The organism is Arthrobacter sp. P1_D12 (genome assembly GCF_056406175.1).
Map to the genome: position 1 here is coordinate 1 of NZ_JBFUAR010000023.1, position 22,433 is coordinate 22,433.

Annotated in this window: 23 protein-coding genes, 1 tRNA gene, 1 other RNA gene and 1 pseudogene; 17 read left to right on the plus strand and 9 right to left on the minus strand. The window is 66.8% G+C overall.

Going from position 1 to position 22,433, the window contains the following annotated elements; all coding sequences use genetic code 11:
* Positions 1-235: hypothetical protein (locus AC1DZV_RS16470; protein ID WP_476954137.1), on the minus strand; the 235-nt coding region annotated here is incomplete at its 3' end.
* A gap of 436 nt (positions 236-671) precedes the next feature.
* Between AC1DZV_RS16470 and AC1DZV_RS16475 the strand changes: the two genes are divergently transcribed.
* From AC1DZV_RS16475 to AC1DZV_RS16510, 8 genes are all read left to right on the plus strand, one after another.
* Positions 672-1,091 carry a DUF3052 domain-containing protein gene (locus tag AC1DZV_RS16475; protein WP_018773429.1) on the plus strand — a complete coding sequence of 140 codons (420 nt, stop codon included), beginning with the start codon at positions 672-674 and terminating at the stop codon, positions 1,089-1,091.
* Positions 1,088-1,603, plus strand: coding sequence for a peroxiredoxin (locus AC1DZV_RS16480; protein WP_476950835.1), 516 nt, complete (start codon positions 1,088-1,090; stop codon positions 1,601-1,603). Before AC1DZV_RS16475 ends, AC1DZV_RS16480 begins: the two co-directional genes overlap by 4 nt.
* A 4-nt stretch (positions 1,604-1,607) precedes the next feature.
* Entirely contained in the window at positions 1,608-2,540 is a 933-nt protein-coding gene (locus AC1DZV_RS16485) for an NAD-dependent protein deacetylase (RefSeq protein ID WP_476950834.1), read from the plus strand.
* A 90-nt stretch (positions 2,541-2,630) separates the two neighbouring features.
* Positions 2,631-2,706 (plus strand) — tRNA-Val (locus AC1DZV_RS16490).
* Positions 2,707-2,831: 125 nt separating this feature from the next.
* Complete coding sequence (locus tag AC1DZV_RS16495; RefSeq protein ID WP_018773424.1) at positions 2,832-3,110, plus strand: hypothetical protein; 279 nt, start codon at positions 2,832-2,834, stop codon at positions 3,108-3,110.
* A gap of 247 nt (positions 3,111-3,357) precedes the next feature.
* The gene (locus tag AC1DZV_RS16500) at positions 3,358-4,188 is read left to right on the plus strand and encodes a fumarylacetoacetate hydrolase family protein (RefSeq protein ID WP_476954138.1); all 831 of its coding nucleotides are present in this window, start codon (positions 3,358-3,360) and stop codon (positions 4,186-4,188) included.
* A gap of 167 nt (positions 4,189-4,355) precedes the next feature.
* Positions 4,356-5,153 carry an IclR family transcriptional regulator gene (locus AC1DZV_RS16505; protein WP_476950831.1) on the plus strand — a complete coding sequence of 266 codons (798 nt, stop codon included), beginning with the start codon at positions 4,356-4,358 and terminating at the stop codon, positions 5,151-5,153.
* A gap of 254 nt (positions 5,154-5,407) precedes the next feature.
* The gene (locus AC1DZV_RS16510) at positions 5,408-6,667 is read left to right on the plus strand and encodes an MFS transporter (protein ID WP_476954188.1); all 1,260 of its coding nucleotides are present in this window, start codon (positions 5,408-5,410) and stop codon (positions 6,665-6,667) included.
* Between the two features lie 168 nt (positions 6,668-6,835).
* On the opposite strand, the pseudogene AC1DZV_RS16515 reads toward AC1DZV_RS16510, so the two are convergent.
* Positions 6,836-7,771: pseudogene (locus AC1DZV_RS16515) on the minus strand (NAD(P)-dependent oxidoreductase); the annotation flags it as partial.
* A gap of 65 nt (positions 7,772-7,836) precedes the next feature.
* Here AC1DZV_RS16515 and AC1DZV_RS16520 point away from each other — a divergent pair.
* Genes AC1DZV_RS16520 through AC1DZV_RS16530 form a run of 3 tightly spaced genes read left to right on the plus strand, consistent with a single transcriptional unit; the run spans position 7,837 to position 10,637 of the window.
* A complete protein-coding gene (locus AC1DZV_RS16520; protein ID WP_476950829.1) occupies positions 7,837-8,799 on the plus strand; it encodes an NAD(P)-dependent oxidoreductase in 963 nt (320 codons plus the stop codon).
* Between the two features lie 3 nt (positions 8,800-8,802).
* Positions 8,803-9,573 carry an SDR family oxidoreductase gene (locus tag AC1DZV_RS16525; RefSeq protein ID WP_476954139.1) on the plus strand — a complete coding sequence of 257 codons (771 nt, stop codon included), beginning with the start codon at positions 8,803-8,805 and terminating at the stop codon, positions 9,571-9,573.
* Positions 9,573-10,637 carry an L-idonate 5-dehydrogenase gene (locus AC1DZV_RS16530; RefSeq protein WP_476954140.1) on the plus strand — a complete coding sequence of 355 codons (1,065 nt, stop codon included), beginning with the start codon at positions 9,573-9,575 and terminating at the stop codon, positions 10,635-10,637. Before AC1DZV_RS16525 ends, AC1DZV_RS16530 begins: the two co-directional genes overlap by 1 nt.
* Before the next feature lie 38 nt (positions 10,638-10,675).
* On the opposite strand, the gene AC1DZV_RS16535 is transcribed toward AC1DZV_RS16530, so the two are convergent.
* Complete coding sequence (locus tag AC1DZV_RS16535; protein ID WP_028277812.1) at positions 10,676-11,404, minus strand: FadR/GntR family transcriptional regulator; 729 nt, start codon at positions 11,402-11,404, stop codon at positions 10,676-10,678.
* A gap of 276 nt (positions 11,405-11,680) precedes the next feature.
* Between AC1DZV_RS16535 and gndA the strand changes: the two genes are divergently transcribed.
* Positions 11,681-13,117: an NADP-dependent phosphogluconate dehydrogenase gene (gndA, locus tag AC1DZV_RS16540; RefSeq protein WP_476954141.1), complete on the plus strand. Its 1,437-nt coding sequence runs from the start codon at positions 11,681-11,683 to the stop codon at positions 13,115-13,117.
* Between the two features lie 115 nt (positions 13,118-13,232).
* Positions 13,233-14,066 (plus strand): oxidoreductase, encoded by an 834-nt coding sequence (locus AC1DZV_RS16545; protein WP_476950826.1) that lies wholly within the window; start codon positions 13,233-13,235, stop codon positions 14,064-14,066.
* Between the two features lie 6 nt (positions 14,067-14,072).
* On the opposite strand, the gene epsC is transcribed toward AC1DZV_RS16545, so the two are convergent.
* From epsC to msrA, 3 genes are all read right to left on the minus strand, one after another.
* Positions 14,073-14,657 carry a serine O-acetyltransferase EpsC gene (gene epsC, locus AC1DZV_RS16550; RefSeq protein WP_090953239.1) on the minus strand — a complete coding sequence of 195 codons (585 nt, stop codon included), beginning with the start codon at positions 14,655-14,657 and terminating at the stop codon, positions 14,073-14,075.
* A 34-nt stretch (positions 14,658-14,691) separates the two neighbouring features.
* The gene (cysK, locus tag AC1DZV_RS16555) at positions 14,692-15,627 is read right to left on the minus strand and encodes a cysteine synthase A (RefSeq protein WP_476950825.1); all 936 of its coding nucleotides are present in this window, start codon (positions 15,625-15,627) and stop codon (positions 14,692-14,694) included.
* Positions 15,628-15,692: 65 nt separating this feature from the next.
* Positions 15,693-16,217 (minus strand): peptide-methionine (S)-S-oxide reductase MsrA, encoded by a 525-nt coding sequence (msrA, locus tag AC1DZV_RS16560; RefSeq protein ID WP_476950824.1) that lies wholly within the window; start codon positions 16,215-16,217, stop codon positions 15,693-15,695.
* Between the two features lie 99 nt (positions 16,218-16,316).
* On the opposite strand from msrA, the gene AC1DZV_RS16565 reads away from it, so the two are divergent.
* Positions 16,317-17,240: a Nif3-like dinuclear metal center hexameric protein gene (locus AC1DZV_RS16565; protein WP_476950823.1), complete on the plus strand. Its 924-nt coding sequence runs from the start codon at positions 16,317-16,319 to the stop codon at positions 17,238-17,240.
* A gap of 123 nt (positions 17,241-17,363) precedes the next feature.
* Entirely contained in the window at positions 17,364-18,101 is a 738-nt protein-coding gene (locus AC1DZV_RS16570) for a zinc ribbon domain-containing protein (RefSeq protein WP_243177190.1), read from the plus strand.
* A gap of 15 nt (positions 18,102-18,116) precedes the next feature.
* On the opposite strand, the gene AC1DZV_RS16575 is transcribed toward AC1DZV_RS16570, so the two are convergent.
* Genes AC1DZV_RS16575 through AC1DZV_RS16585 form a run of 3 tightly spaced genes read right to left on the minus strand, consistent with a single transcriptional unit; the run spans position 18,117 to position 20,669 of the window.
* Positions 18,117-18,881, minus strand: a complete 765-nt coding sequence (locus AC1DZV_RS16575) for a YaaA family protein (protein WP_476954142.1) — start codon at positions 18,879-18,881, stop codon at positions 18,117-18,119.
* A gap of 24 nt (positions 18,882-18,905) precedes the next feature.
* Complete coding sequence (locus AC1DZV_RS16580) at positions 18,906-19,796, minus strand: alpha/beta hydrolase (RefSeq protein ID WP_476950821.1); 891 nt, start codon at positions 19,794-19,796, stop codon at positions 18,906-18,908.
* A 27-nt stretch (positions 19,797-19,823) separates the two neighbouring features.
* The gene (locus AC1DZV_RS16585) at positions 19,824-20,669 is read right to left on the minus strand and encodes a slipin family protein (protein WP_476950820.1); all 846 of its coding nucleotides are present in this window, start codon (positions 20,667-20,669) and stop codon (positions 19,824-19,826) included.
* A 112-nt stretch (positions 20,670-20,781) separates the two neighbouring features.
* On the opposite strand from AC1DZV_RS16585, the gene rnpB reads away from it, so the two are divergent.
* Positions 20,782-21,175, plus strand: an RNA gene (gene rnpB, locus AC1DZV_RS16590) — RNase P RNA component class A.
* Positions 21,176-21,364: 189 nt separating this feature from the next.
* Positions 21,365-22,396 carry a capsular polysaccharide synthesis protein gene (locus tag AC1DZV_RS16595; protein WP_476950819.1) on the plus strand — a complete coding sequence of 344 codons (1,032 nt, stop codon included), beginning with the start codon at positions 21,365-21,367 and terminating at the stop codon, positions 22,394-22,396.
* Positions 22,397-22,433 lie beyond the last annotated feature (37 nt).

Below are 22,433 nucleotides of genomic sequence, written 5' to 3' on the forward strand. Positions count from 1 at the left end.
TCGACCGGGGGATGGTGTTGACGTAGTCCGTGGTGGTGACCATCGGAACACCCACGCTCTGCGCGCCGGCCCGCTGGAGCAGGCTTCGCATAATGTACTGGGCACGTTCGGTGCCTTGTTCCTGAATCAGGGTATCCAGGGACTCCAGCCACTCGGCGGTCTCTTCCGGATCACGATCAGGCAGCTGGTTTGTCAACCCGCTGAGGATATGGGAGGTATCTTCTCCTGCAGCCACGTCCAACCTCTCTTTGAGCGCATCTATCGGCACCCTCAGCTCCGGGCAGGGTGACTGCCTGGCGTGAACGCGACGTGTGCGACATATCGGTTACATCAGCCCGGTCGTATGCGCCGGGCAAGGTCCAATCACGGTACGCCTGCCTGTATTAGCCGGGCGGTTGCCCGCTCAGGCGTAGTCGTCATCAGCCACTCTAGCCGTGTGGGCTGATGGATGCGTAGCCGCCCTATGGACCCGTCCCCGTATTTCACGGGCATACTGGTTGTGTGACGAAGCGCTGCCCGGCAGCCTCCGGATCGGTCTGTGTGACGCAGAATATGGCGGATCGCGGTGCCAACAGCTTGAAGCGAGAGCTCAAAGGGTGTTGGCTTGGAGTAATGGAAATCACTAGTGCCATTGAAAACATGAAGCAATTCAAAAAGCATAGGAGCAACACGTGAGCGAGGCCGACGCCGCCACTTCGGTAAATGTGGCGGAGAAACTGGGTTTCAAAGACGGGGACCTGATTCAGGAATTCGGTTATGACGACGATGTCGACTTCGACTTGCGGGACGATATCGAAGATCTCACGGGCTCTGAGCTTCTCGATGAGGACGATCACGAGGTCGTCGATGCCGCCATTCTCTGGTGGCGGGCAGGTGACGGAGACCTCGTGGACACGCTGGTCGATTCGCTGACCACTCTCACCGAGGGCGGCGTTGTCTGGGTCCTGACTCCCAAGTCCGGCCGGGACGGCTACGTCTCGCCCGCCGACATCCAGGACGCCGCGCCCACCGCAGGGCTCCACTACACCACCTCCGCCGGCGTCTCGAAGGACTGGAGCGCCACCCGGTTGGTCACGCGGAAGAACAAGTGACCCAAGCGGTCCAGCACGAGGGCTCCGCCGTGAGTCCTGTTCCCGGCGCCGTTCCTGGCATCGGCGATGCCGCGCCGGATTTCGAGCTCGCCAATCAATTCGGCGAACCGGTGCGCCTCTCGGACTTCCGCGGCCGCAACGTCGCCATAGTCTTCTACCCGTTTGCCTTCTCCGGGATCTGCACCGGGGAACTGTGTGAAATCCGGGACAACCTGGCACTGTTCGAGGATGCCGACGCCGCCGTGCTGGCAGTCTCGGTAGACAGCAAATTCGCCCAGCGTGCCTATGCCGAAAAGGAAGGCTACGGCTTCGATCTGCTGGCCGACTTCTGGCCGCACGGCGCCGTGGCCTCGGCTTACGGCGTGTTCGACCCTGACAGCGGCATGGCGCTGCGCGGCACCTTCATCATCGACGCGGCGGGAATCGTCCGCTACGTCGTGGTGAATCCGCGCGGCCAGGCCCGGGACTTCGCCGAATACCGGGCGGCCCTCGCGGGACTCGGGGGGAGCTGATCCGGTGAGGCAGCGGCGGCCAGGAATCGGCATGACCGGGTTTGCCAGCCTCCCGCCGGTTACGGCAGCCGGGAGCGCCGCGGAACTCCAGCGCACCGAGTTGGAGGCCCTGCAAGGCATCCACGGCCTCCTGTCCGGGGAGCAGTTCGCCGTGCTGACGGGCGCCGGCCTGAGTACGGATTCAGGCATCCCGGACTACCGCGGGCCCGGCGCCGCACCGCGGACCCCCATGACCTACCAGGAATTCATCGGCGAGCCGGGAAACCGTCAGCGCTATTGGGCCCGCAACCACATCGGCTGGTCACATCTGCGCAGGGCGGATCCGAACGATGGCCATGCCGCTGTAGCCCGGCTGGAGCAGCGGGGGCTTCTCACCGGCCTCATCACCCAAAACGTGGACCGGCTCCACGAGGACGCCGGCAGCGTTAACGTCGTGGACCTTCACGGCAGGTTCGACCAGGTGGTGTGCCTGGACTGCCACCGGCGGTTCAGCCGCCGGATGCTGGCCGGTGTCCTGGAAGAACTCAACCCCGGGTTCCTGGAACGGGCACAGGCGGCCGGGGTGGTTGAAATGGCACCGGACGCCGATGCCGCCGTCGAGGACACCGAACTGATTGGATCGTTCATCGTCGCCCGCTGTCCGGCCTGCGGCGGCACCCTGAAACCGGACTTCGTGTACTTCGGGGAAAACGTGCCCAAGGACCGGGTGGAGCGCTCCTACGCCATGGTCGACGCAGCGCGGGCGCTCCTGGTGGCGGGCTCGTCGCTGACCGTGATGAGCGGCCTGCGTTTTGTCCGCCACGCGGCGAAGCAGGGCAAAGCCGTGGTTATCATCAACAGGGGACCGACCCGCGGGGACGGCCTCGCCACCATCAAGCTGGAGGCAGGCGTCAGCGGGGCCCTGACCTGGCTCGCCGCCGAGCTGCCGCCCCTGTAGCGATGGCCGGGCCGATTGGCGCTTGGCCGGTGATGTCCGGTACAGTAGCTGTTCGTTGGTTGAAGCGCTGAGGCGCGGATACCGCGGTTTGGGTCTTTAGCTCAGCTGGTAGAGCGCCACGTTTACACCGTGGATGTCATCGGTTCGATCCCGGTAGGACCCACCACAGAAAACCCCGCCTTTACGGACCACTCGGTCCGGAAGGCGGGGTTTTGTGCGTCCCGGCGGGGGATGCTGCGCGCCCCGAAAATGTCAGGGCTCCGCCCTACTGTGACGGGCATGGAACACGTGATGGTGAAAACAGGCCCGGACGGGCGGCCCCTGGCGGTAGTGCGCGGGGGAAGGGAGTGGTTGATCGGGGCCGAGCCCGTGCGTTGGTTCGAGCGGGTCAGCTGGTGGGAGGCCGAGCGCCGGATGCCCAAGGGCCTGAGCCGTGTGGATGTCGAGGTCTGGCAGGTCCAGGCGAGGCTCGGCCGCAACCGCGGATCTGCCCTGACCACCATGGAACTGATCCGGGACGGCCTCGGTGGGGGCTGGCGGCTGCGGGGGGCCGTTGCGGACGCCGCATAGGCTGCCTGAGAGGGCAACAATCGCCCGGCCCGGCCCGCTCAAAAGGGGACCCCGGACCGTGGTATCACCCGGGCATTGGAAAAGCCTTCCACCGCGACTATTGGGGGATGCCGCGGTGGAAGGCTTGTAATGAATATACCGTGAACGCTTGGAAATGTGAAACACCGGCGGCGTTTCTGCGCGCCAAAATTACGCCAGTCGATGGCCTAATCGCGGGCCCCGCGAGCCCGCCGCCTAGGATGTTTTCATGACCGCCACGAGTGCCCGCCGAATCGCCAGAGTCCGCCCGCTTTCCCCGGCTGCCGGGGACGAATACTTCTTCGTCGCCAACGACGCAGCGGACTTTGGCAGTGCGGCGGGCAGGGTGTGGACGGTGACACCCTCTCCGTTCCCGGGTTCTGCCGCCAATGCCGGCAGCCTGCCCCGCAGAGGTTGGGAGGTCGGCGCGACGGTGGAGGAAGCGTCGTTCACGTTCCTCGCGCCCTGTGTCCCGGCCAACGTCCTGGGCATGGCGCACAATACCGGTGCCGCCGGTCGCGGGCTTCCGCCGCAGGCCTTCCACAAGGCGTCCACCAGCGTGGTCGGCCCGGGGGACGCGGTTGAACTCCGGCCGGGCGTGGGCCGCGTCGAGCCGGAGGCCGAACTGACCCTCGTCATCGGGAGCAGGGCCCGCGGACTGACGCCCGGCAACGCCATGGGCGCGGTCCTGGGCTACACCATTGGAAATGACGTCTCCGCCAGGAACCTGCAGGAATCCGATGAGCTGTGGATCAGCGCCAAGAGCCAGGACACGTTCACGCCCGTGGGGCCCTGGATCGTCACGGACCTGAACGGTGACGACCTGGCGATCGGCATCAAACACAACGGTCAGGAACTCCAGGCAGCCAGCTCCGCCGACCTTGGCTGGAATGTCGAGGAAATCCTCACCTATCTCACATCCTTCATGACCCTTCACCCGGGTGACCTGGTGCTGACGGGATTCCCCGCCGAGTGTGCGCCGATCGTCCCCGGCGACACCGTCACGTGCCACATTGCCGGCATCGGCGAGCTGACGAACCCCGTGGTATCTGCCGCCTAAGGGACCGGCGGTCCCCGACGAGGCCCGCCGACGGGGGAGCAATGGATGCACGGGCCCTGCCGGTCCCGGTTCAAGGCGCCAGACATTATGATGGTTAGTGTTCAGCTGACTGGACGGCATTCGAACGAGTGGCGCGGCGACTTGCGCGCGATACCTGAAGGAGAATCATGGCCGATTCCCGAGTTTCCCGACCCTCCGACGGATTGGGGAGCGCGTCACCCGCACCGGCTGTCACCCGTGCCGCCGCCGTGATGGAAGCCCTGGCGGCATCCGCGACCGGACGCCTCACGCTCAGTGACCTGTCCCGGGAACTGGGAATCCCGAAGTCCTCCACCTCCAACCTCCTGCTCGCGCTCGAGGAGGCGAGGCTGATCAGCCGCCAGGGCGCGGAGTTCACCCTCGGCCGGAAGTTGGTTGAGCTCGGTGCTGCCTACCTCAGCCGCCTCGACGAGGTCCAGGAGTTCTACCGCTTCTGTGAACAAGCCCCGACGCTTTCGGGAGAGACGGTCCGGATCGCCATGCTGGACGGAACAAATGTCATTTACCTCGCCCGCTACGAAGGGCACCCGGCGGTGCGCCTGACGTCCAATATTGGCGACAAGATGCCCGTGTCCCTCTGTGCTGTGGGCAAGGCACTGATCGCGCGGCTGCATGACCACGACGTCGACGAGATGTTTCCCGACGACGCGACTCTTCCGGTCCTGACGCCGAAGTCGCTCCGCACGGGTGCCGAGCTCAAGGCGCAGCTCACGCTCATCCGGGAGCAGGGGTATGCGTTCGAGGACGAGGAATCCACCACCGGCGTCGTGTGCCTGGCCGTCGCCGTCCCGACCCGGGGCGCACACGGGCCCAGCCTCGGCCTTTCGGTCACCGCGCTGAAGGCGACTTACTCGCAGGAGCAGGGCGCCATGATGGTGAAGGAACTCCAGGACCTCGCCCGGTCCCTCGGCAATCCCATGGGCTAGGGGCCCGCGCCGCGGGGCGTTTTGGGACGCCCCGGAATAAATCTGATTATTCATTGGCTAGGCGATCACTATGCTGTACGCTGTTCAGCATAGTGATCGACTCCTTGGGGTTGCTCACACCCACCAGACCAACGGGGGTCTGGAGTGTTCTTGAGGGAGTGCTTGTGACAACTAGTACTAATACACCGCTCGCTGAAGCGGACGGCGCCGTCGTCGATCCGGAACAGCTGCGACGGGCAACGCTTGCCAGCTCTGTGGGCTCCGCGCTGGAGTACTACGACTTCTACATCTACGGGCTGGCCTCCGCCCTGATCTTCGGCCCGCTGTTCTTCAAACCGCTCGGCGAGGACGGGGCCCTGATTGCATCCTTCGCCACGTACGGTGTGGGCTTCGCGGCCCGGCCCTTCGGCGGGATGGTCTTCGGCTACATCGGCGACCGGTTCGGCCGCAAGATGGTCCTGATCCTCACCATCGGCCTGATGGGGACCGCCAGCTTCGCCATCGGCCTGCTGCCGACGTACGAACAGGCCGGCATGCTCGGCGCCGTTCTTCTGGTGACGCTGCGCATCCTGCAGGGACTGGGTGCCGGCGCTAAACAGGCCGGTGCCACCACGCTCATTTCCGAAGTCGCGCCGCGCCGCCGTCGTGGCTTCTTCGCGTCGCTCCCGTTCGTCGGCATCCAGCTGGGAACCCTGCTCGGCGCCGGAACATTCGCGCTCATTGCCATGGCAGACAAGGCCGTCCTGGAGGGCTGGCTATGGCGGGTGCCCTTCCTGGCCAGCGTGCTCCTGGTTGTGGTGGCCATCTTCATCCGTCTCCGGTTGAAGGAAACGCCCGTCTTCCAGGAACTGGAAAAGCACAAGAACGTGGTCAAGAACCCCATCGGCCAGCTGTGGAAGCACTCGAAGAAGAACGTGCTGATCGGCATCGGCCTGCGGATGGGCGAAAACGGCAATTCCTCGATCTACTCCGCCCTGCTCATCGCGTTCCTGGCGGCCAAGGACGGCGTTTTTCCCGGCGACAAGTTCATCGGTCCGGTCGGCCTGCTCATCGCCGCGGGCTTCGCGGCCGTCATGGTGATCACGTTCGGTGCGCTGTCCGACCGGTTCGGCCGGGTGCCTGTCTACCGCTACGGTGCACTGTTCCAGGCGCTCATCGCGCTGCCGGCGTTCTACCTGGTGACGCTGGGCAATGTCACGCTGGTCTGGATTGTCATGGTGGTGGGCATCGCCCTCGGCGTTCAGTCCATGCTCGGCCCGCAGTGCCCGCTGCTGCCTGAACTCTTCGGCTCGCAGTACCGCTTCACCGGCGTGGCCATGAGCCGGGAGCTCTCCGCCGTCCTGGCCGGCGGACTGGTCCCGCTGGTCGGCGCCGCGCTGCTGGCCGCCACGGACCATTCCTGGCTGGTGCTCGCCATCTACTCGCTGGTCCTGGCGCTGATCTCGTTCGTCACCACCTTCTTCACGCCCGAGACGGTGGGACGCGACCTTCTCCTGACGGAGGATGCGCACTAGGCGGTATCCGGGCCGCAGACGCTCCGTCCGCGCAGCACAGGCCGTGGCCCCTTCCACCCAGGAAGGGGCCGGCCCCGTTTCTGCGCGACCCGAATACCACGTCGACGGGCGGAACCTGCCTCGCCCAACGCAAAGGGCGGCCCCCCGGTTGCGGGGGGCCGCCCGTTTCACCATCACCCTGGGGTGGGTCCACAGCGGGCTGTCCTGCGGGAGCGGCTCCACGGCGAAGACGTCCAGGCAGGCATAGGAGACCTGGCCGTTGCCCAGGGCCTCCAGGAGCGCCTCTTCATCCACCACGGTGCCGCGGCCCACGTTGACGAAGACCGTTCCGGGCTTCATTGCGGCGAAGACCTCGCGGCTGAAGAGCTTCTCGGTGTACGGCGTACCGGGCAGGGTATTGACGACGGCGTCGGCGGTGCCCAGCAGGCCGGCGAGGCCGTCGTTGTCCGTGACCGTCTCGATCCCGTCGATGGCCTCCACGGTCCGTTTGGTCCCGCTGACGCTCATGCCCAGGGCGCGGGCGATCCGTGCGGTCTCGAGCCCGATCTCGCCGAGCCCGGTGACCACCAGGCGGGAGCCGTTGACCAGGCGGGTGGGGGTGCGGAGCTCGGGCCAGAGCTTGGCCGCCTGGTCCTGGGCCAGCTCGGCGCTGCGCTTGAAGCCGTTGAGGATGCCCAGGGCGGCGAACTCGGCCAGCGGCAGGGCGTGCACCCCGGCCGAGGTGGTGACCCTGAACTTCTGCAGCGTCGCGGCGTCCAGCCCCGATGCCTTCACGGCACCGCCGGCGCCGGCCGCCATGGCATGGATCCACTCAAGCCGGGGATTGCTGCCGGCGATCCGGGCGAGGCCTGCCGGGCTTTCGTTGGGGAGCCCGTACAGGACCTGGGCCGTGTTGAGCATGTCCCAGTAGCGCTCTTCCTGTTCCGGCGTCCGGCGGAAGTCCGGGTCACCCGCATGGTCGGCGGGAAAACGTTCCGGCGGCAAGAGCTCGGGGTCGTAGAGGACGGTCACGGACGGATCTACGGCGCGGATGCGGTCCACCAGCTCTGCTTCGAGCGGGACGGCGATCGCGACGGTGGTTTTGGTCGTCATAGTGTTCATCATACTGAATGGAGGCTAGGATGCTGAACAGAATTCCAAGATTAACCACGACGAAGTGAGGGCAACGCATGGAGATGGACCGCAGGGAGGCCGGGTTTGTCGGCCTCGGCCTGATGGGCGCGCCGATGGCCGCCAACCTCCTCGCGGCAGGATGGACCGTCACCGCCTGGAACCGTTCGCCGGCTGCGCTGGACGCCTTCGAGGCCCAGGGCGGCTCGCGCGTGGCCAAGGTCGAGGGGCTCCGCGACCAGCCCGTCATCGTCTTCATGCTGCCGGATCTGTCCGACATTGAGGACGCGAGTGCCGCGCTCCTGGCCGGCTGGACCGCCAGCCCGCCCGCGCCCGGAACCGCCGTCGTGGTGATGAGCAGCGTCTCGCCGTCCGGCGTGCGGGACTTCGGGGCACGGGTCGCGGAGGCGAGCGGAGGCAACGCCGTCGTCGTTGATGCGCCCGTCAGCGGCGGCACCAAGGGCGCGGCGGACGGCACCCTTGCCATCATGGCGGGCGCCAGCGACGGCGACTTCCGCCGGCTCCTGCCGCTCTTTGGCGCGATGGGCAGCACCGTGCGGCGGCTGGGACCGCTGGGATCGGGGTCGCTCGCCAAGGCGTGCAACCAGCTGATCGTGGGAACCACGACGGCGGCGCTCGCCGAGGCCGCGGAGCTCGCCGAACGCTCCGGCATGGAGGTGCCCGCCCTTTACGAGGTGCTCGCGGGCGGACTGGCGGGCAGCCGGGTCCTGGACATCGTGGGCCCGCGGCTCGCCGCCAGGGACTACGAGCCCACCGGACCCGCCAAGTTCATGCACAAGGACCTCTCCTTCGTGCTCGAGAGCGCCGCGGCCGCGGGTGCCGCAGTGCCGATGGCGGCCGCCGGCGCCGAGCTCTACGCGGAACTCAAGCGCCAGGGGCTGGGGGACCGGGACCTCGCCGTCGTGCGGCAGGCCATTTCCAACCTCAGCGACAACGCACGTGACAACCCCAGCGACAAGCCAACAGCCAACACAGCAGCAAAGACCAATGAGGATCAGTGAACCATGAGTGGACTTTTTGACCTGACCGGGCGCGTGGCCCTGGTGACCGGTTCGAGCCGGGGAATCGGCAACGCCCTGGCCCGGGCCCTGGCCGACGCCGGCGCCACCGTGGTGCTCAACGGCATCAACCCCGAGCGTCTCAAGGCCGCCGAGGCCGCGATGGCCGCGGACTACGCGCCGGGCCGGGTGCACAGCTGCGCCTTCGACGTCACCAGCGACACCGGGGCTGCCCGGGGCATCGCCTGGGTGGAGGAGAACGTTGGCCCGCTGGACATCCTGGTCAACAACGCCGGCATCCAGCACCGGGTCCCGATGCTCGAGCTCGACGTGTCCGACTGGGAACGGGTGATCTCCACGGACCTGACCAGCGCGTTCCTGGTGGGGCGGGAAGCGGCCCGGCACATGATCCCGCGGGGCCGGGGCAAGATCATCAACATCTGCTCGGTTCAGACCGACCTCGCCCGGCCCACCATCGCGCCCTACATCGCGGCGAAGGGCGGTCTGCGGAACCTGACCCGGGCCATGACCGCGGAATGGGCCGCCTCGGGCCTGCAGATCAACGGGATCGCGCCGGGCTACATCCACACCGAGATGACCCAAAACCTTGTTGACGATGAGCAGTTCAACGCCTGGATCCTGGGCCGGACCCCCGCGCACCGCTGGGGGACCGTGCAGGACCTGGCCGGACCCGCCGTGTGGCTGGCCTCCGACGGGTCAGACTTCGTCAACGGCCAGACCATCTTCATCGACGGCGGAATGACGGTGGTGGTCTGATGGGCACCGTGGCAGCACTTCCGGCCACGGCCGCGGCCGTGGTGGCCCACGCCGCGGGCGACCTGCGGATCGAGGATATCCCCGTGCCCGCGCCGGCGCCCGGTGAAGCCGTCATCGACGTGGCCTTCGGCGGCATCTGCGGCTCAGACCTGCACTACTGGCTGCACGGCGCCGCGGGCGAATCCGTCCTCAAGGCTCCCATGGTCCTGGGCCACGAGATCGTGGGGACCGTGATCCGCGCCGCCGCTGACGGCTCGGGGCCGGGGCCCGGCACGGCCGTCGCGGTGCATCCCGCCACGCCGGGCCCGGGCGGCGCCCGGTACCCGGCGGAGCGTTCGAATCTGTCACCGGGCTGCACCTATCTGGGCAGCGCCGCACGGTTTCCGCACACGGACGGGGCATTCAGCCGGTATGTGAACCTGCCGGCCCGGATGCTCCGGCCGCTGCCGGCGGGGCTGGACCTGCGGACCGCGGCCCTGGCGGAACCGGCCAGCGTCGCCTGGCACGCCGTGTCGCGCGCCGGGGCCGTGGCGGGAAAGACGGCGCTGGTGATCGGCAGCGGTCCCATCGGGGCCCTGGCCGTGGCCGTGCTCAAACGCGCCGGCGCCGGCCGGATCGTGGCCGTGGACATGCACGAGCGGCCGCTGGAGATAGCCCGTGCCGTGGGGGCCGACGCGGTCCTCAAGGGGGACGACGCCGGGGCGATCGCCGCGGTTGAGGCGGACGTCGTCATCGAGTCCTCGGGCAGCCACCGGGGCCTGGCCTCGGCGATCACGGGCGCGGTCCGTGGCGGCAGGGTGGTGATGGTGGGGCTGCTTCCTTCCGGCCCGCAGCCGGTCCTGATCTCCCTGGCCATTACCCGCGAGCTGGAGCTGGTGGGCTCCTTCCGCTTCAATGACGAAATCGATGACGTCATAGCGGCGCTCGCCGACGGCTCCCTGCGGGTGGACCCCGTGGTGACCCATACCTTTGGCCTGGACCGCGGACTGGAAGCGTTCGAGGTCGCCAGGAACGCGGCTGTTTCGGGGAAGGTGCTGCTGGACTTCAGGCCGGCACCGGCGTGAGGAGCGCCGCCGTCGGGCCCGGGACGGCCAGTGGCGGGTTAGTGGCGCTCGACCGGGACAAACACCCGCGGCTGGTTCTTCCAGCTAGGCTCCATCTCCGAAATGGTCTCGCGCATGATCCGGTTCGAGGCCTCGCGGGCGGCGGCGGCATCCCCGGCGGCGATGGCCTCGGCGACCTCCACGTGCCACCGCAGCGCCGTCTCCCGCGGATGGTCCGGCATCAGGCCGTGGATGGTGCGGCCGGTCAGCGTCTCGGTCACCTGGCCCACCATGTTGGCGAACATCTCGTTGCCCGAGCCGGTCAGCAGCAGGGAATGGAACAGGATGTCCAGCTCGAGGAACCGGGGCACGTCCCCGGCCTGCCCGGCGTCGCGCATGGCGTGCGAGATCTCCACGAGTTCCCGGCGGAGCTCCTCGGGGGCGTTGGCCGCGGCCAGCTCGGCGGCCACCGGCTCGACGGCGGTGCGGAGTTCGGCCAGGGAGCGCAGCTGGGCGCCGCGGCCTTCGCCGGCCAGCCGCCAGCGGATCACGAGCGGGTCGAAGGGGTTCCACCGGTTCGAGGGCAGCACCCGGATGCCGACGCGTTTGATGGTCTCCACCAGGCCCAGGGACTGGAGGACCCGGACCGCCTCCCGGACCACGGAGCGGGAGACCTTGAGTTCGTCCTCAAGGTGCTCGGCAAGCATGACGTGACCGGCCGGAAGCTCGCCGGCCACGATCCGGGTCCCGAGGTGCTCAATGGCACGGTGGTGGAGGCTGGTTGACATAGTCGTAAGCATAATGCGGTGGGCATGGTCCGGGCCGACCGGAGGGGCGCACGCCGGTGATCATAGACTGTTTATGACGCGCAGCATTCCGCTCCGTGGGCGCGGCTTTCCCGCGGCCCGCGGATATACATATGGTTTAAGGACAGCCACAATCCTCAAGAGCGGGTTCCGCCCTCCGCGGCGCAACCTGCCGAGTCCTAGATGAACGTCTGAGACGAATCGCCGTACACGTGGTCTACAGAAATCATCGTGTACAAAAATGAATTGGAGTTTTTGATGTCAGCACACATCGGTGTTACCGGCCTCGCGGTGATGGGGGCCAACCTCGCACGCAACCTGGCCCGGAACGGCTTCACCGTTGCCCTGCACAACCGGTCCGTGGAAAAGACAGACACCCTGCTCGCCAAGTACGGCGATGAGGGCGACTTCGTCCGCACCGAGACCCTCCAGGAACTCGTTGATTCGCTGGAGAAGCCGCGCCGCGTGCTGATCATGGTCAAGGCCGGCAAGCCGGTCGACTCCGTGATCGAGCAGCTTGAGCCGCTGCTGGAAGCGGGCGACATCATCATCGACGCCGGCAACTCGCACTACGAGGACACCCGCCGCCGCGAGGCTGCGCTCGCCAAGAAGGACCTGCACTTCGTCGGCATCGGTGTCTCCGGTGGCGAGGAAGGTGCCCTCAACGGCCCCTCAATCATGCCGGGCGGTTCCAAGGAGTCCTACGACGYCCTCGGCCCGCTGCTGGAAAAGATCGCCGCGCACGTCGACGGCCAGCCCTGCTGCGCCTGGATCGGCACCGACGGCGCCGGCCATTTCGTCAAGATGGTCCACAACGGCATCGAATACGCCGACATGCAGGTCATCGGCGAGGCCTTCGACCTCCTGCGCTCCGGCGCCGGGATCGAACCGGCCGAGCAGGCCAAGATCTTCGAAGAGTGGAACAAGGGTGACCTCGCCTCCTTCCTGATCGAAATCTCCGCCGAGGTCCTCGGCCACGTCGATGCGAAGACCGGCAAGCCGTTCGTCGACGTCGTGGTGGATGCCGCCGGCCAGAAGGGCACCGGCCGCTGGACGGTCATCTCCGCCCTTGAGCTCGGCTCCCCGACGTCGGGCATTGCCGAGTCCGTCTTCGCCCGGGCCCTGTCCTCACAGGCCGAGCAGCGCGTGCTGGCACAGGAGCTGCTGGCCGGCGGCGAGGCCGCCGTCGAGGTCTCCGAGAGCTTCGTCGAGGACGTCCGCCAGGCGCTCTACGCCTCCAAGCTGGTCTCCTACGCCCAGGGACTGGACATGCTCACCTCCGCGGCCAAGGAATACGGCTGGGACCTGAAGCTGGATGAAATCGCCTCGCTGTGGCGCGGCGGCTGCATCATCCGTGCGGAACTGCTCAAGGAGATCACCAAGGCCTACGCCGCTGAGGAGAAGCCGGCCAACCTGCTCTTCGCCCCGGCGTTCACCAAGGCGATCGCCGAAGTCCTTCCGGCCTGGCGCCGGGTGGTGTCCACCGCGGTGCAGCTCGGCATCCCGGTGCCGGTGTTCTCCTCCTCGCTGGCCTACTACGACGGCCTGCGCCGCAAGCGCCTGCCGGCCGCCGTCATCCAGGGCCAGCGTGACCTCTTCGGGGCGCACACCTACGGCCGCGTCGACGCCGAGGGCACGTTCCACACCCTCTGGGGCGAGGACAAGTCCGAGATCGAGGCAGTCGACACCCACTGACCCACCCCGTTCCGACGCGACGGCCGGTGCTTTCCAGATACGCTGGGAGGCGCCGGCCGTCCGTGTTTCCGCACCGCTCCTGCCCCGGGAGTTCAGCGCCCTAGGAGTTCAACTCATGCCCCAGCCCGTAGCATTTGTCACCGGTGCCTCCACCGGCATCGGCTTCGAAACCGCGAAAAAGCTTGCCTCGGCCGGCTTCACCGTCTATGCCGGGGCCCGCAGGGTGGAGCTGATGGAGCCGCTGAAGGCATCCGGGGTCAAGGTGGTGGCACTGGACGTGACCGATGAGGCCTCGATGAGCGCCGCCGTCGGGGACGTGCTGGCAGCACACGGCCGGATCGACGTCCTGGTCAACAACGCCGGCTACGGGACGTACGGTTCGCTCGAGGAGGTCGAACTGGCTGAGGGCCGGCGGCAATTCGACGTGAACGTCTTCGGCCTGGCGCGCATGACTCAGCTCGTGATCCCCGCCATGCGGGCCGCCCGTTCGGGCAGGATCATCAACATCTCATCGATCGGCGGCAAGATGTACGAGCCGCTGGGCGCCTGGTACCACGCGACCAAGTTCGCCGTGGAGGGCCTGAGCGATTCGCTGCGGCTCGAGCTCAAGCCGCACGGTATTGATGTGGCCGTCATCGAGCCGGCCGGGACGCAGTCCGAGTGGGGCGCCATTGCGGCGCAGGGGCTGCTGGCCAGCTCCGGAAACGGCCCCTATGCGGCCCAGGCCAAGGTGGTGGCGGCGGCGCTGGGCACCACGGACAACCCCGCAACGTCGTCGCGGCCCGAGCTCGCGGCCGAGGCGATCCTGCACGCCGCGACCGCGCGGCGGCCCAAGACGCGGTACCCGGTGGGTGCCAGCGCCCGGGGGATCCTGCTGCTGCGCCACCTGCTGCCGGACCGGGCGTTCGACGCCGTCCTCTGGAACATCTACAAACGGTTCCCCGGCTAAGACGCCCTAGATGTGGTAATCGATCAGGTATTCGGCCGGGTCGACGGCGGGCTTGGTCTCGCGCTGCGCGTCGCGGTGCCGCCAGGTGGCCGGCACGCCGGTGACGATTGATTCGGCCGGGGCATCCTTGACCACCACGGCGTTGGCGCCGACGGCGCTGTCCCGGCCGATGGTGATGGGGCCCAGAACCTTGGCCCCGGCACCGATCACCACGCGGTCCTCGATGGTGGGGTGGCGTTTGATTTTGGCGAGCGAGCGGCCGCCGAGGGTCACGCCGTGGTAGATCATGACGTCCTCGCCGATCTCGGCGGTCTCGCCGATGACCACGCCCATGCCGTGGTCGATGAAGAAGCGCCGGCCGATGGTCGCGCCGGGGTGTATCTCGATGCCGGTGAGGAACCGGGCGAGTTGGGAGATGAGCCGCGCCGGGAACCGCAGGGCCGGGTTTTGCCACAGCCGGTGCGTCAGGCGGTGGAACCAGATCGCGTGCAGGCCGGAATAGGCGAAGAAGTTCTCAAAAGAACCTCGAGCCGCCGGGTCGTGGGACCGGGCGGCGTCGAGGTCTTCCTTCAGTCTTGCGAAGAAGCTCACAAAGACCTTTCTGGGCAATCGTGGGTCAGCGGACTTAGCCGCGGATGTCGTCGTACAGCACGGTGGAGATGTAACGCTCACCAAAGTCGCAAACCACAGCAACAATGAGTTTACCGGCGTTCTCCGGGCGCTTGGCGAGCTCCAGGGCCGCCCAGACGATGGCGCCGGAGGAGATGCCGCCCAGGATGCCTTCCTTGATGCCGAGCTCGCGCGCGACGCGGACGGAGTCTTCCAGCGTGGCGTCGATGACCTCGTCATAGACGTTGGTGTCCAGGATTTCCGGGACGAAGTTCGCGCCGAGGCCCTGGATCTTGTGCGGGCCCGGGGCGCCACCGTTGAGGATGGCGGAGTCCTTCGGCTCGACGGCGACGATCTGGACCTCCGGCTTGCGTTCCTTCAGGACCTGGCCGACGCCGGTAACGGTGCCGCCGGTGCCGACACCGGCGACGAAGATGTCCACCTTGCCGTCGGTGTCGACCCAGATTTCCTCGGCCGTGGTGCGGCGGTGGACCTCCGGGTTGGCCTCGTTGGCGAACTGCTGGGCCCAGATGGAGTTCTCCGTGTTGGCCACGATCTCCTGGGCCTTCTCCACGGCACCGCGCATGCCCTCGGAGCCGGGGGTCAGGACAATCTCGGCGCCGTACGCGCGCAGCATGACCCGGCGCTCGGTGGACATGGTTTCCGGCATAGTCAGGATGACCCGGTAGCCGCGGGCCGCGCCCACCATGGCCAGGGCGATTCCGGTGTTGCCGGACGTGCCTTCGACAATGGTGCCGCCGGGCTTGAGGGCACCGGACTTCTCGGCAGCATCAATGATGGCGACGCCGATCCGGTCCTTGACGCTGTTGGCCGGGTTGTAGAACTCCAGCTTGACCGCCACAGTGGCGTCCAGGCCTTCTGTCAGCCGGTTCAGCCGGACCAGCGGAGTTCCGCCCACCAGCTGGGTTACATCGTCATAGATCGGTGCCATGTATGTATGCCTGTCTTTGAAGAGGGTTGACTGAGGTCAGCCTAACGAGCGGTCACAGGCCCTAGCTAAGCATTAAGCCATGCAGAGTAATATTTCCTCGCCTTAGCCAGCTTCGGGTTGATGATGACCTGGCAGTAGCCCTGCTCCGGGTACTTGGCGAAGAAGTCCTGGTGGATTTCCTCGGCCACATGGAACTTCGGCAGCCGGCTGACCTCGGTGACGATCGGGTGCCGCCACAGGGCCTGGTTCCGTTCGATCGCCTCCTCGAACAGGATCTTTTCCTCGGTGGTCTCGTAAAACATTGAGGAACGGTACTGGGTCCCGACGTCGTAGCCCTGCCGGTTCAGCGTGGTTGGGTCGTGGAGGGCGAAGAACATGTCCAGGATGACTTCGGCGGGAATGACGTCCTCGTCGAATGTCACCGCCACCACCTCGGCGTGGCCTGTGGTCCCGGAGCACACAGAGTAGTAGTCGGGGTTGTGGTCATGGCCGCCGGTGTAGCCCGAGACGACCGAGCTGACGCCCTTGGTTTTCTGGTAGACGGCGTCGAGGCACCAGAAGCAGCCTCCGCCGAGCACAAAAGTTCTCATGCACTGTTCAATGGTTCGAGGGCCCCGATGATTCCCCACCCACCTTACGGGAGTGTTACGAGTGACCGGGGCGCGCGCGGATAGGGTAAAAATGGGGGTATGGAACCTGTGAACACCGATGTTTCAGCGGAATCCGACCGCCCTGCTGCCGCCGTCGACGGCGATACTGGCGCCGGTGAGGCCTCCGGCTCCGCGACGCTGGGCATGATCCAGCTGGCCGTGGAGGAGCTCTGGCCCGAGTCGCTGGCCGAGGACTGGGACGAGGTGGGCCTCGTGGCGGGCCATCCGGGCGCCGAGGTGCACCGGGTCATGTTCGCGGTCGATCCGACAATTGACGTGATCGAGGAAGCGATCGACTTCGGTGCCGAGCTGCTCATCACGCACCATCCGCTGCTGCTCAAGGGCGTGACGTCCGTGGCTGCGAATACGGCCAAGGGCAAGGCCGTGCACCGTCTCATCGAGTCCGGGACCGCGCTGCTGACCGTGCACACCAACGGTGACTCCGCCGTCGGGGGCGTTTCCGACGTCCTGGCGGACGCGCTGGGCCTGCAGAACGTGGCCCCGCTGACGCCGGCCGCGAACGGGCTCCCCGAGGAAGGCATCGGCCGCGTCGGCGACCTCGACGAGGTCCTGACGCTGGGTGATTTCGCGGCCCGCGTGTACGGCATCCTGCCCTCGGTGGCTGGCGGCGTGCGTGTCTCGGGGGACCGGGACGGGCTGATCCGGCGGGTGGCTGTCTGCGGCGGCGCCGGCGATTCCCTCTTCGGCGAGGTGCGGGCGAGCAACGCGGACGTCTACGTCACGGCGGACCTGCGGCACCACCCGGCATCGGAAGCCCGGGAGGCGGCGGTCAACGACCGGCCGTACCTGATCGACGTTTCCCACTTCGCCAGCGAATGGCTGTGGCTGCCGGCGGCCGCCGAAGCGCTGGGCAATGTGCTCAGCGACCAGGGCCATGATGTCGAGATCCGGGTGAGCAGCACCAACAGCGACCCGTGGGACTTCATTCTGACTCCGGGCTAAGCCTGGCGTGCGAGGGGCCCCGGGTGAGCGTAGCGAGGCCGGGGAGTACGCTAGGCGCTAGAGTCTAAGGAGCGCCGGGACGGTGCCCGGCTTCGGCCGGATTGGATTTAGCGGAGGTAAATAGTGGCCAAGGCAGCACCGGCGGAACAGTTGAAGTTGCTCGAATTGCAGGGACTCGATGCCAAGCTCAAGTCCTTGTCCAACCGCCGGCGAAGCCTTGAAAGCGATTCCCGCATCACGGACCTGGAAGCCGCCCTCAGCGTGGCCAACGGTGAGCTCGGTGCCGCGAAGGTGGCCGTCCACGATGCTGAACTGGAGCTCAAGCGCTCAGAGGCCGACGTCGAGCAGGTCGCCTCCCGGATCGAACGCGACGAGGCCAGGCTCAACAGCGGCACGGGGCTGTCCAAGGACCTCGTCGCCCTGCAGCGGGACCTTGTCTCCCTGAACAAGCGCCGCTCGGACCTCGAGGACGTGGAGCTCGAAGTCCTCGAACGGCTCGACTCGCTCCGCGCCCGCCAGGCGGCCCAGCAGCAGATTGTGGACGACATCCAAGGCTCCTTCGGCTCCATCCGTGCCGAGCTGGACGAGCAGCTGGCCGAGATTGCCGCCGAAGCCACGGTGGTGCGCGGGCAGCGTGCCGAGTTCGCCGCCGGACTCGACGCCGGAATGCTCGCCGTCTACGAGAAGACCCTGGCCAAGCGTGGCGTCGGCGCTGCCCGGCTCTTCCACGGCACCTCGGAAGGCTCCGGCATGCACCTGAGCCCGGGCGACCTGGCCGAGATCAAGGCCGCAGCCGAGGACGACATCGTGTTCTGCCCGGACTCCGGCTGCATCCTTGTGCGCTCGTCCGAGTGGGCCTAAGCACCCGCCTGCGCGTCAGTTCGGCAGGATGATGTTCAGGGTGTGAGGCTTCCGGGCCGTGCCCTCAACGAGTTCGGCAACCCACTTCTCCGCCGCCGCCTTCTGCAGCTGTGCGGGGGTTTGGGGCGCCTTGCCCCGGCGGCTGAGCAAATGCCGTGCCAGTTCGCCCCGGGTGTGCTTGGCAAAGTGGCTGACCACCTTGCGCACGCCGGCGGTCTCGGTGAAGACGTTCACGGCCACCGTCTGTTCCGGCGGCGGAGTCCACGCCGCGGCGTAGGTGCTGGACCGGCAATCCACTAACAACTCACCCGTAGTGGCCGCCGCCAGGGCGTCGTTCAGTTGCGGCTTCCAGAATGAGGCGAGCCGTCCGACGTCGGGCAGCGAAGTCCCCATCGACAGCCGGTAGGCGGGCACGCGGTCGGCGAAGCGGATGGCGCCCCACAGGGCGGAGACCACCAGCACCGATTCGTCGGCCTTCCTCCGCTGCGCCGGGGTCAGCGAGTTGTAGCCGAGGGCGTCAAAGAGCACCCCGGAATACACCTGGTGGGCCGGGGCGGCAGGTTCCGCGTGCAGCCGCGTATTGCGTTCGACGTCGGCGCTCAGGGAAGCGCCGACGCCCAGAAGCGCCAGCGCGTCCGCGTGGGCGCTGACGGTGCCGAGCGCCTCCAGGACCTTGGCGCGGGAGCTGTTGAGGGCGGGAAAGCTCAAGGCGCCCCAGTCGGCGGCGTCCCCGCGCGCAACGGGAGTCTTGCCCTCGGAGGGCGGCAACAGAATTAGCACCGTACGATCCTACCGGCGGCGGGTTCAGGCGAGGTTGACGCCCAAAAATGACACCACCTCGGGCAGGACGGACCGCCAGTAGCTGCTATCGTGGCCGCCGGGCCGGAAACCACCCTCGACGTAGCCCGGCAGTCCTGCACGGTACGCATGGACCGTGGCGGCAAGATCGTCCCCGGTGCCGCAGTCGATCCGTTTCGGCACCGCCGCGAGCCGGGACCGGAGCGCGAACACGTCATGTGCCGCGAAATCGGCCGGTCCGTCGAAGGCGGATCCCTCCCGGGGGTCGTAGTGGTCCCAGACCGCCGGACTCATGGCCGCGACGGCGCGGACTCCGGGCAGCCGGCCCTGCGAGGCCAGGAGGAGGGCGCCGAAGCCTCCCATGGAGATGCCGACGAGGCCGATCCTGCCAAGGTCGTAGCCCTGGCTGCCCAGGAGCGGAACAAACTCCTTCACCAGCATCGACTGGGTGTCGCTGCCGTCGGCGCGGCGATGCCACCACGTGTTTCCGCCGTCCACCGCAGCCATCGCGAAGGGTGTGCCGCCGTCGTCGAGGTGCCGTTGGAGGGGCTCGTGGGCCGCCAGGTCCTCCAGCAGGACGGCGTGGCTGCCGCCCAGTCCGTGGAGAAACACTGCCACGGGCAATTCGGGCTGCGAGCCGCCGGGCGGCAATTCGGGTGCAGCCAGCGACCAACGGGTGGAGATTCCGGGGCGGAAAGCCGAGAGGAACGAACCTGAGCTCGTCCGGACTCTGAGCCGCGCCGGGGGAGCCGGCGGCGCTGTCAGGGTACCGGTTGGCATGCGCGCAGAGGTGTCGGGAGGCGGGATGCCGCCTGTGCAGGCGGTGAGCGCGGACACGCCCAAGCCGATCCCTGCCAGCTCAAGCAGCCGGCGCCGGGTCAGGGCAGACTCGTCCATTCCTCGATAGTAGGCCTGACGCGGACGCTATGCCGCTTTGATCGGTGGCGCCGGTGTCGTTGCCTCTGGCGTCGCCGTCGCCGGCATCGCTGTCTTGGCCACATGGTCCTCGCGTGCCAGGAAAGCGGCCAGTTCGGCGATGGTGCTCATCAGGGGCGCCGGGAAGACGACGGTTGAGTTCTTGTCCACCCCGATCTCGACAAGGGACTGAAGATTCCGCAACTGCAGGGCTACCGGGTGGGCCATCATCGTGTCAGATGCCGCGCCGAGCGCCACGGCGGCGATCGCCTCTCCTTCGGCCGAAATGATCTTCGCCCGCTTCTCCCGCTCGGCCTCCGCCTGCCGGGCCATCGCCCGCTTCATGCTCTCCGGGAGCTGGATGTCCTTGAGTTCGACGAGCGTCACTTCGACACCCCATTCCAGGGTCATCGCGTCCAGGATTATCCGAATGTCGCTGTTGATGCGCTCAGTCTCCGACAGCGTCTGGTCCAGGCTGTGGCGGCCGACCACTTTCCGCAGGGTGGTCTGGGCGATCTGGTTGATGGCCGCGGCCACGTCTTCGATCGCCACGACGGACTTCACGGAGTCGATCACCCGGTAGTACGCAACTGCCGAGATATCGACGCTGACGTTGTCCTGGGTGATGATGCCCTGTGACTGGATCGGCATTGTCACGATCCGCAGGCTCACCAGCTGAAGCCGGTCCACCACCGGGATGATGAACCGCAGGCCGGGCATCCGTACCGCGACCACCCGGCCCAGGCGGAACAGGACGCCCTGTTCGTACTGGCGCACAATCTTGATCGACATCTTGGCGAGAATAGCCACCAGGACGATGGCCAACAGCCAGATGATGATGGCGGTCCAGTTCACCGGGATCACTCTTCCTTGAGTAGCAGGAACCCTGCTTAAATTCTCCCACCGGCGGCCCCGAAAGGCCGCGGTGCGGCTGCGCCGGCCGGGAGAACGTAGACTGGACAGCGGATGGGTTGACCAGGCGGCCGCGCGTCACGCAAGTGGCTCGAGGAACGTCCGGGCTCCGCAGAGCAGGGTGGTGGGTAACGCCCACTCGGGGTAACCCGCAGGCCAGTGCCACAGAGAATAGACCGCCTCCATGCGGCGTGTGCTTGCACAGGCAGCAGGGCAGGTAAGGGTGAAACGGTGGTGTAAGAGACCACCAGCTTCCCGGGTGACCGGGAAGGCTAGGTAAACCCCACCCGGAGCAAGGCCAGACAGGGCACGTTTGAGGGCTGCTCGCCCGAGTGTCCGGGTAGGCCGCTGGAGGGCGTCGGCAACGGCGTCCGTAGATGGATGGCCGCTAGTCCCGCGCCGGCAACAGCGCGGGAACACAGAACCCGGCGTATCGGTCAACCCATCCATTCACTCCGGTTACCGCGAAGAGGCCGATGTGGCGGGCCGGGTTCCAGGCCCTAATATTGTCGTAATGACAGTCGTGCTGGGGCGCTGACGAAGTTCCTGGGGCTTGGCTGGTGGAAGCCCCGCCGTTCACGCTTGGCGGGGAGCACGGTCCGACCGTGCATCAGGCAGGCTGGCCGCCAGCAGGATCATTGGACACATCGAACAAATGGGGGGAAACCTTGACATCGGGCTTTGAGCTGCGTCGCGAAATTGATCGTATTAATCGTGCAGGAACCATCGCAGCGCGACAAAAAGAGACAAAAGAGCAGGCGCGGAAGCTCTTTGCCGAAGCGTTGGAGAAGGACGTCTATGCGTGCCAAGACGATTGGGACCTTCTGGCAGAATCGCCACGGGCCTTCCGGGCGCGCGTGCAGCTAAGGAACCTCCTTCGCCTCCGCATGGCTCCAATGGCCCGGGACGCCAAAGTGTTCAATGCAGAGTATGTGGTGCCTGAGGATTGGACGCCGAAGATCTTTGTCTATTGGGGGCAGGGTTTCGAGAATGCTCCTGAGATCGTGAGGTTCTGCCACGCGGAGCTCCACCGCCTGCATAACGCCGATGACATCGTGGTCCTAACAGACGAAAATTTGTCGGACTGGGTTGAGTTGCCGCCCGGCCTGCGGGAAATGCTGGGAGACAACCGAACCGCGTTCTCGGACGTTCTGAGGTTTGAGCTCCTCGCCAAGCACGGCGGCATCTGGATCGATGCCACGTGCTTGCCCACCGTGCGTCTCCAGGATCACTTCGACGAACTGGTAGGCGAGGCAGGGTTTTTCGCGTTCGAAACCAAGGAAAAAACCATTTCCAGCTGGTTCCTGGCCAGTCGTCCCGGACACTATCTGACTCATCTCGTCAGGGATTCACTGCGTCTGTATTGGCGTGTCTTTGACAGGCCGGTGACCTACTTCTATCTCCATTTCATCTTCCAACTAGTGCATATGCTGGATAGGCGTTCGGACCGGATTTGGTCGAAGGTACCCCGGCCGGCGTACGATCCACGCACCTTTGGCCGGGTGCTCAAGCGCCGCGCGGAAGACGTCGACGCCGAAAAGATCGTCAGTGCCAGCATTGTGCACAAGCTCTCCTACAAACCGGACCCTGCAGACGTAGGCCCGGGTACTGTATTCCATGAGCTGGTCCATGGATCATTCTTGAGCACGAGTCAAAACACCGCCTCGTAGCCAAAGCGCGCATTTGGCCCCCGGAAGCACCTGCAAT

Coding starts and splice junctions, on each gene's coding strand:
- AC1DZV_RS16545 (WP_476950826.1), top strand. CDS start 13,233: ATGCCCCAGCCCGTAGCATTTGTCACCGGTGCCTCCACCGGCATCGGC.
- AC1DZV_RS16495 (WP_018773424.1), top strand. CDS start 2,832: ATGGTGAAAACAGGCCCGGACGGGCGGCCCCTGGCGGTAGTGCGCGGG.
- AC1DZV_RS16500 (WP_476954138.1), top strand. CDS start 3,358: ATGACCGCCACGAGTGCCCGCCGAATCGCCAGAGTCCGCCCGCTTTCC.
- AC1DZV_RS16530 (WP_476954140.1), top strand. CDS start 9,573: ATGGGCACCGTGGCAGCACTTCCGGCCACGGCCGCGGCCGTGGTGGCC.
- AC1DZV_RS16535 (WP_028277812.1), bottom strand. CDS start 11,404: ATGTCAACCAGCCTCCACCACCGTGCCATTGAGCACCTCGGGACCCGG.
- cysK (WP_476950825.1), bottom strand. CDS start 15,627: ATGGCACCGATCTATGACGATGTAACCCAGCTGGTGGGCGGAACTCCG.
- msrA (WP_476950824.1), bottom strand. CDS start 16,217: ATGAGAACTTTTGTGCTCGGCGGAGGCTGCTTCTGGTGCCTCGACGCC.
- AC1DZV_RS16565 (WP_476950823.1), top strand. CDS start 16,317: ATGGAACCTGTGAACACCGATGTTTCAGCGGAATCCGACCGCCCTGCT.
- AC1DZV_RS16505 (WP_476950831.1), top strand. CDS start 4,356: ATGGCCGATTCCCGAGTTTCCCGACCCTCCGACGGATTGGGGAGCGCG.
- AC1DZV_RS16580 (WP_476950821.1), bottom strand. CDS start 19,796: ATGGACGAGTCTGCCCTGACCCGGCGCCGGCTGCTTGAGCTGGCAGGG.
- AC1DZV_RS16525 (WP_476954139.1), top strand. CDS start 8,803: ATGAGTGGACTTTTTGACCTGACCGGGCGCGTGGCCCTGGTGACCGGT.
- AC1DZV_RS16520 (WP_476950829.1), top strand. CDS start 7,837: ATGGAGATGGACCGCAGGGAGGCCGGGTTTGTCGGCCTCGGCCTGATG.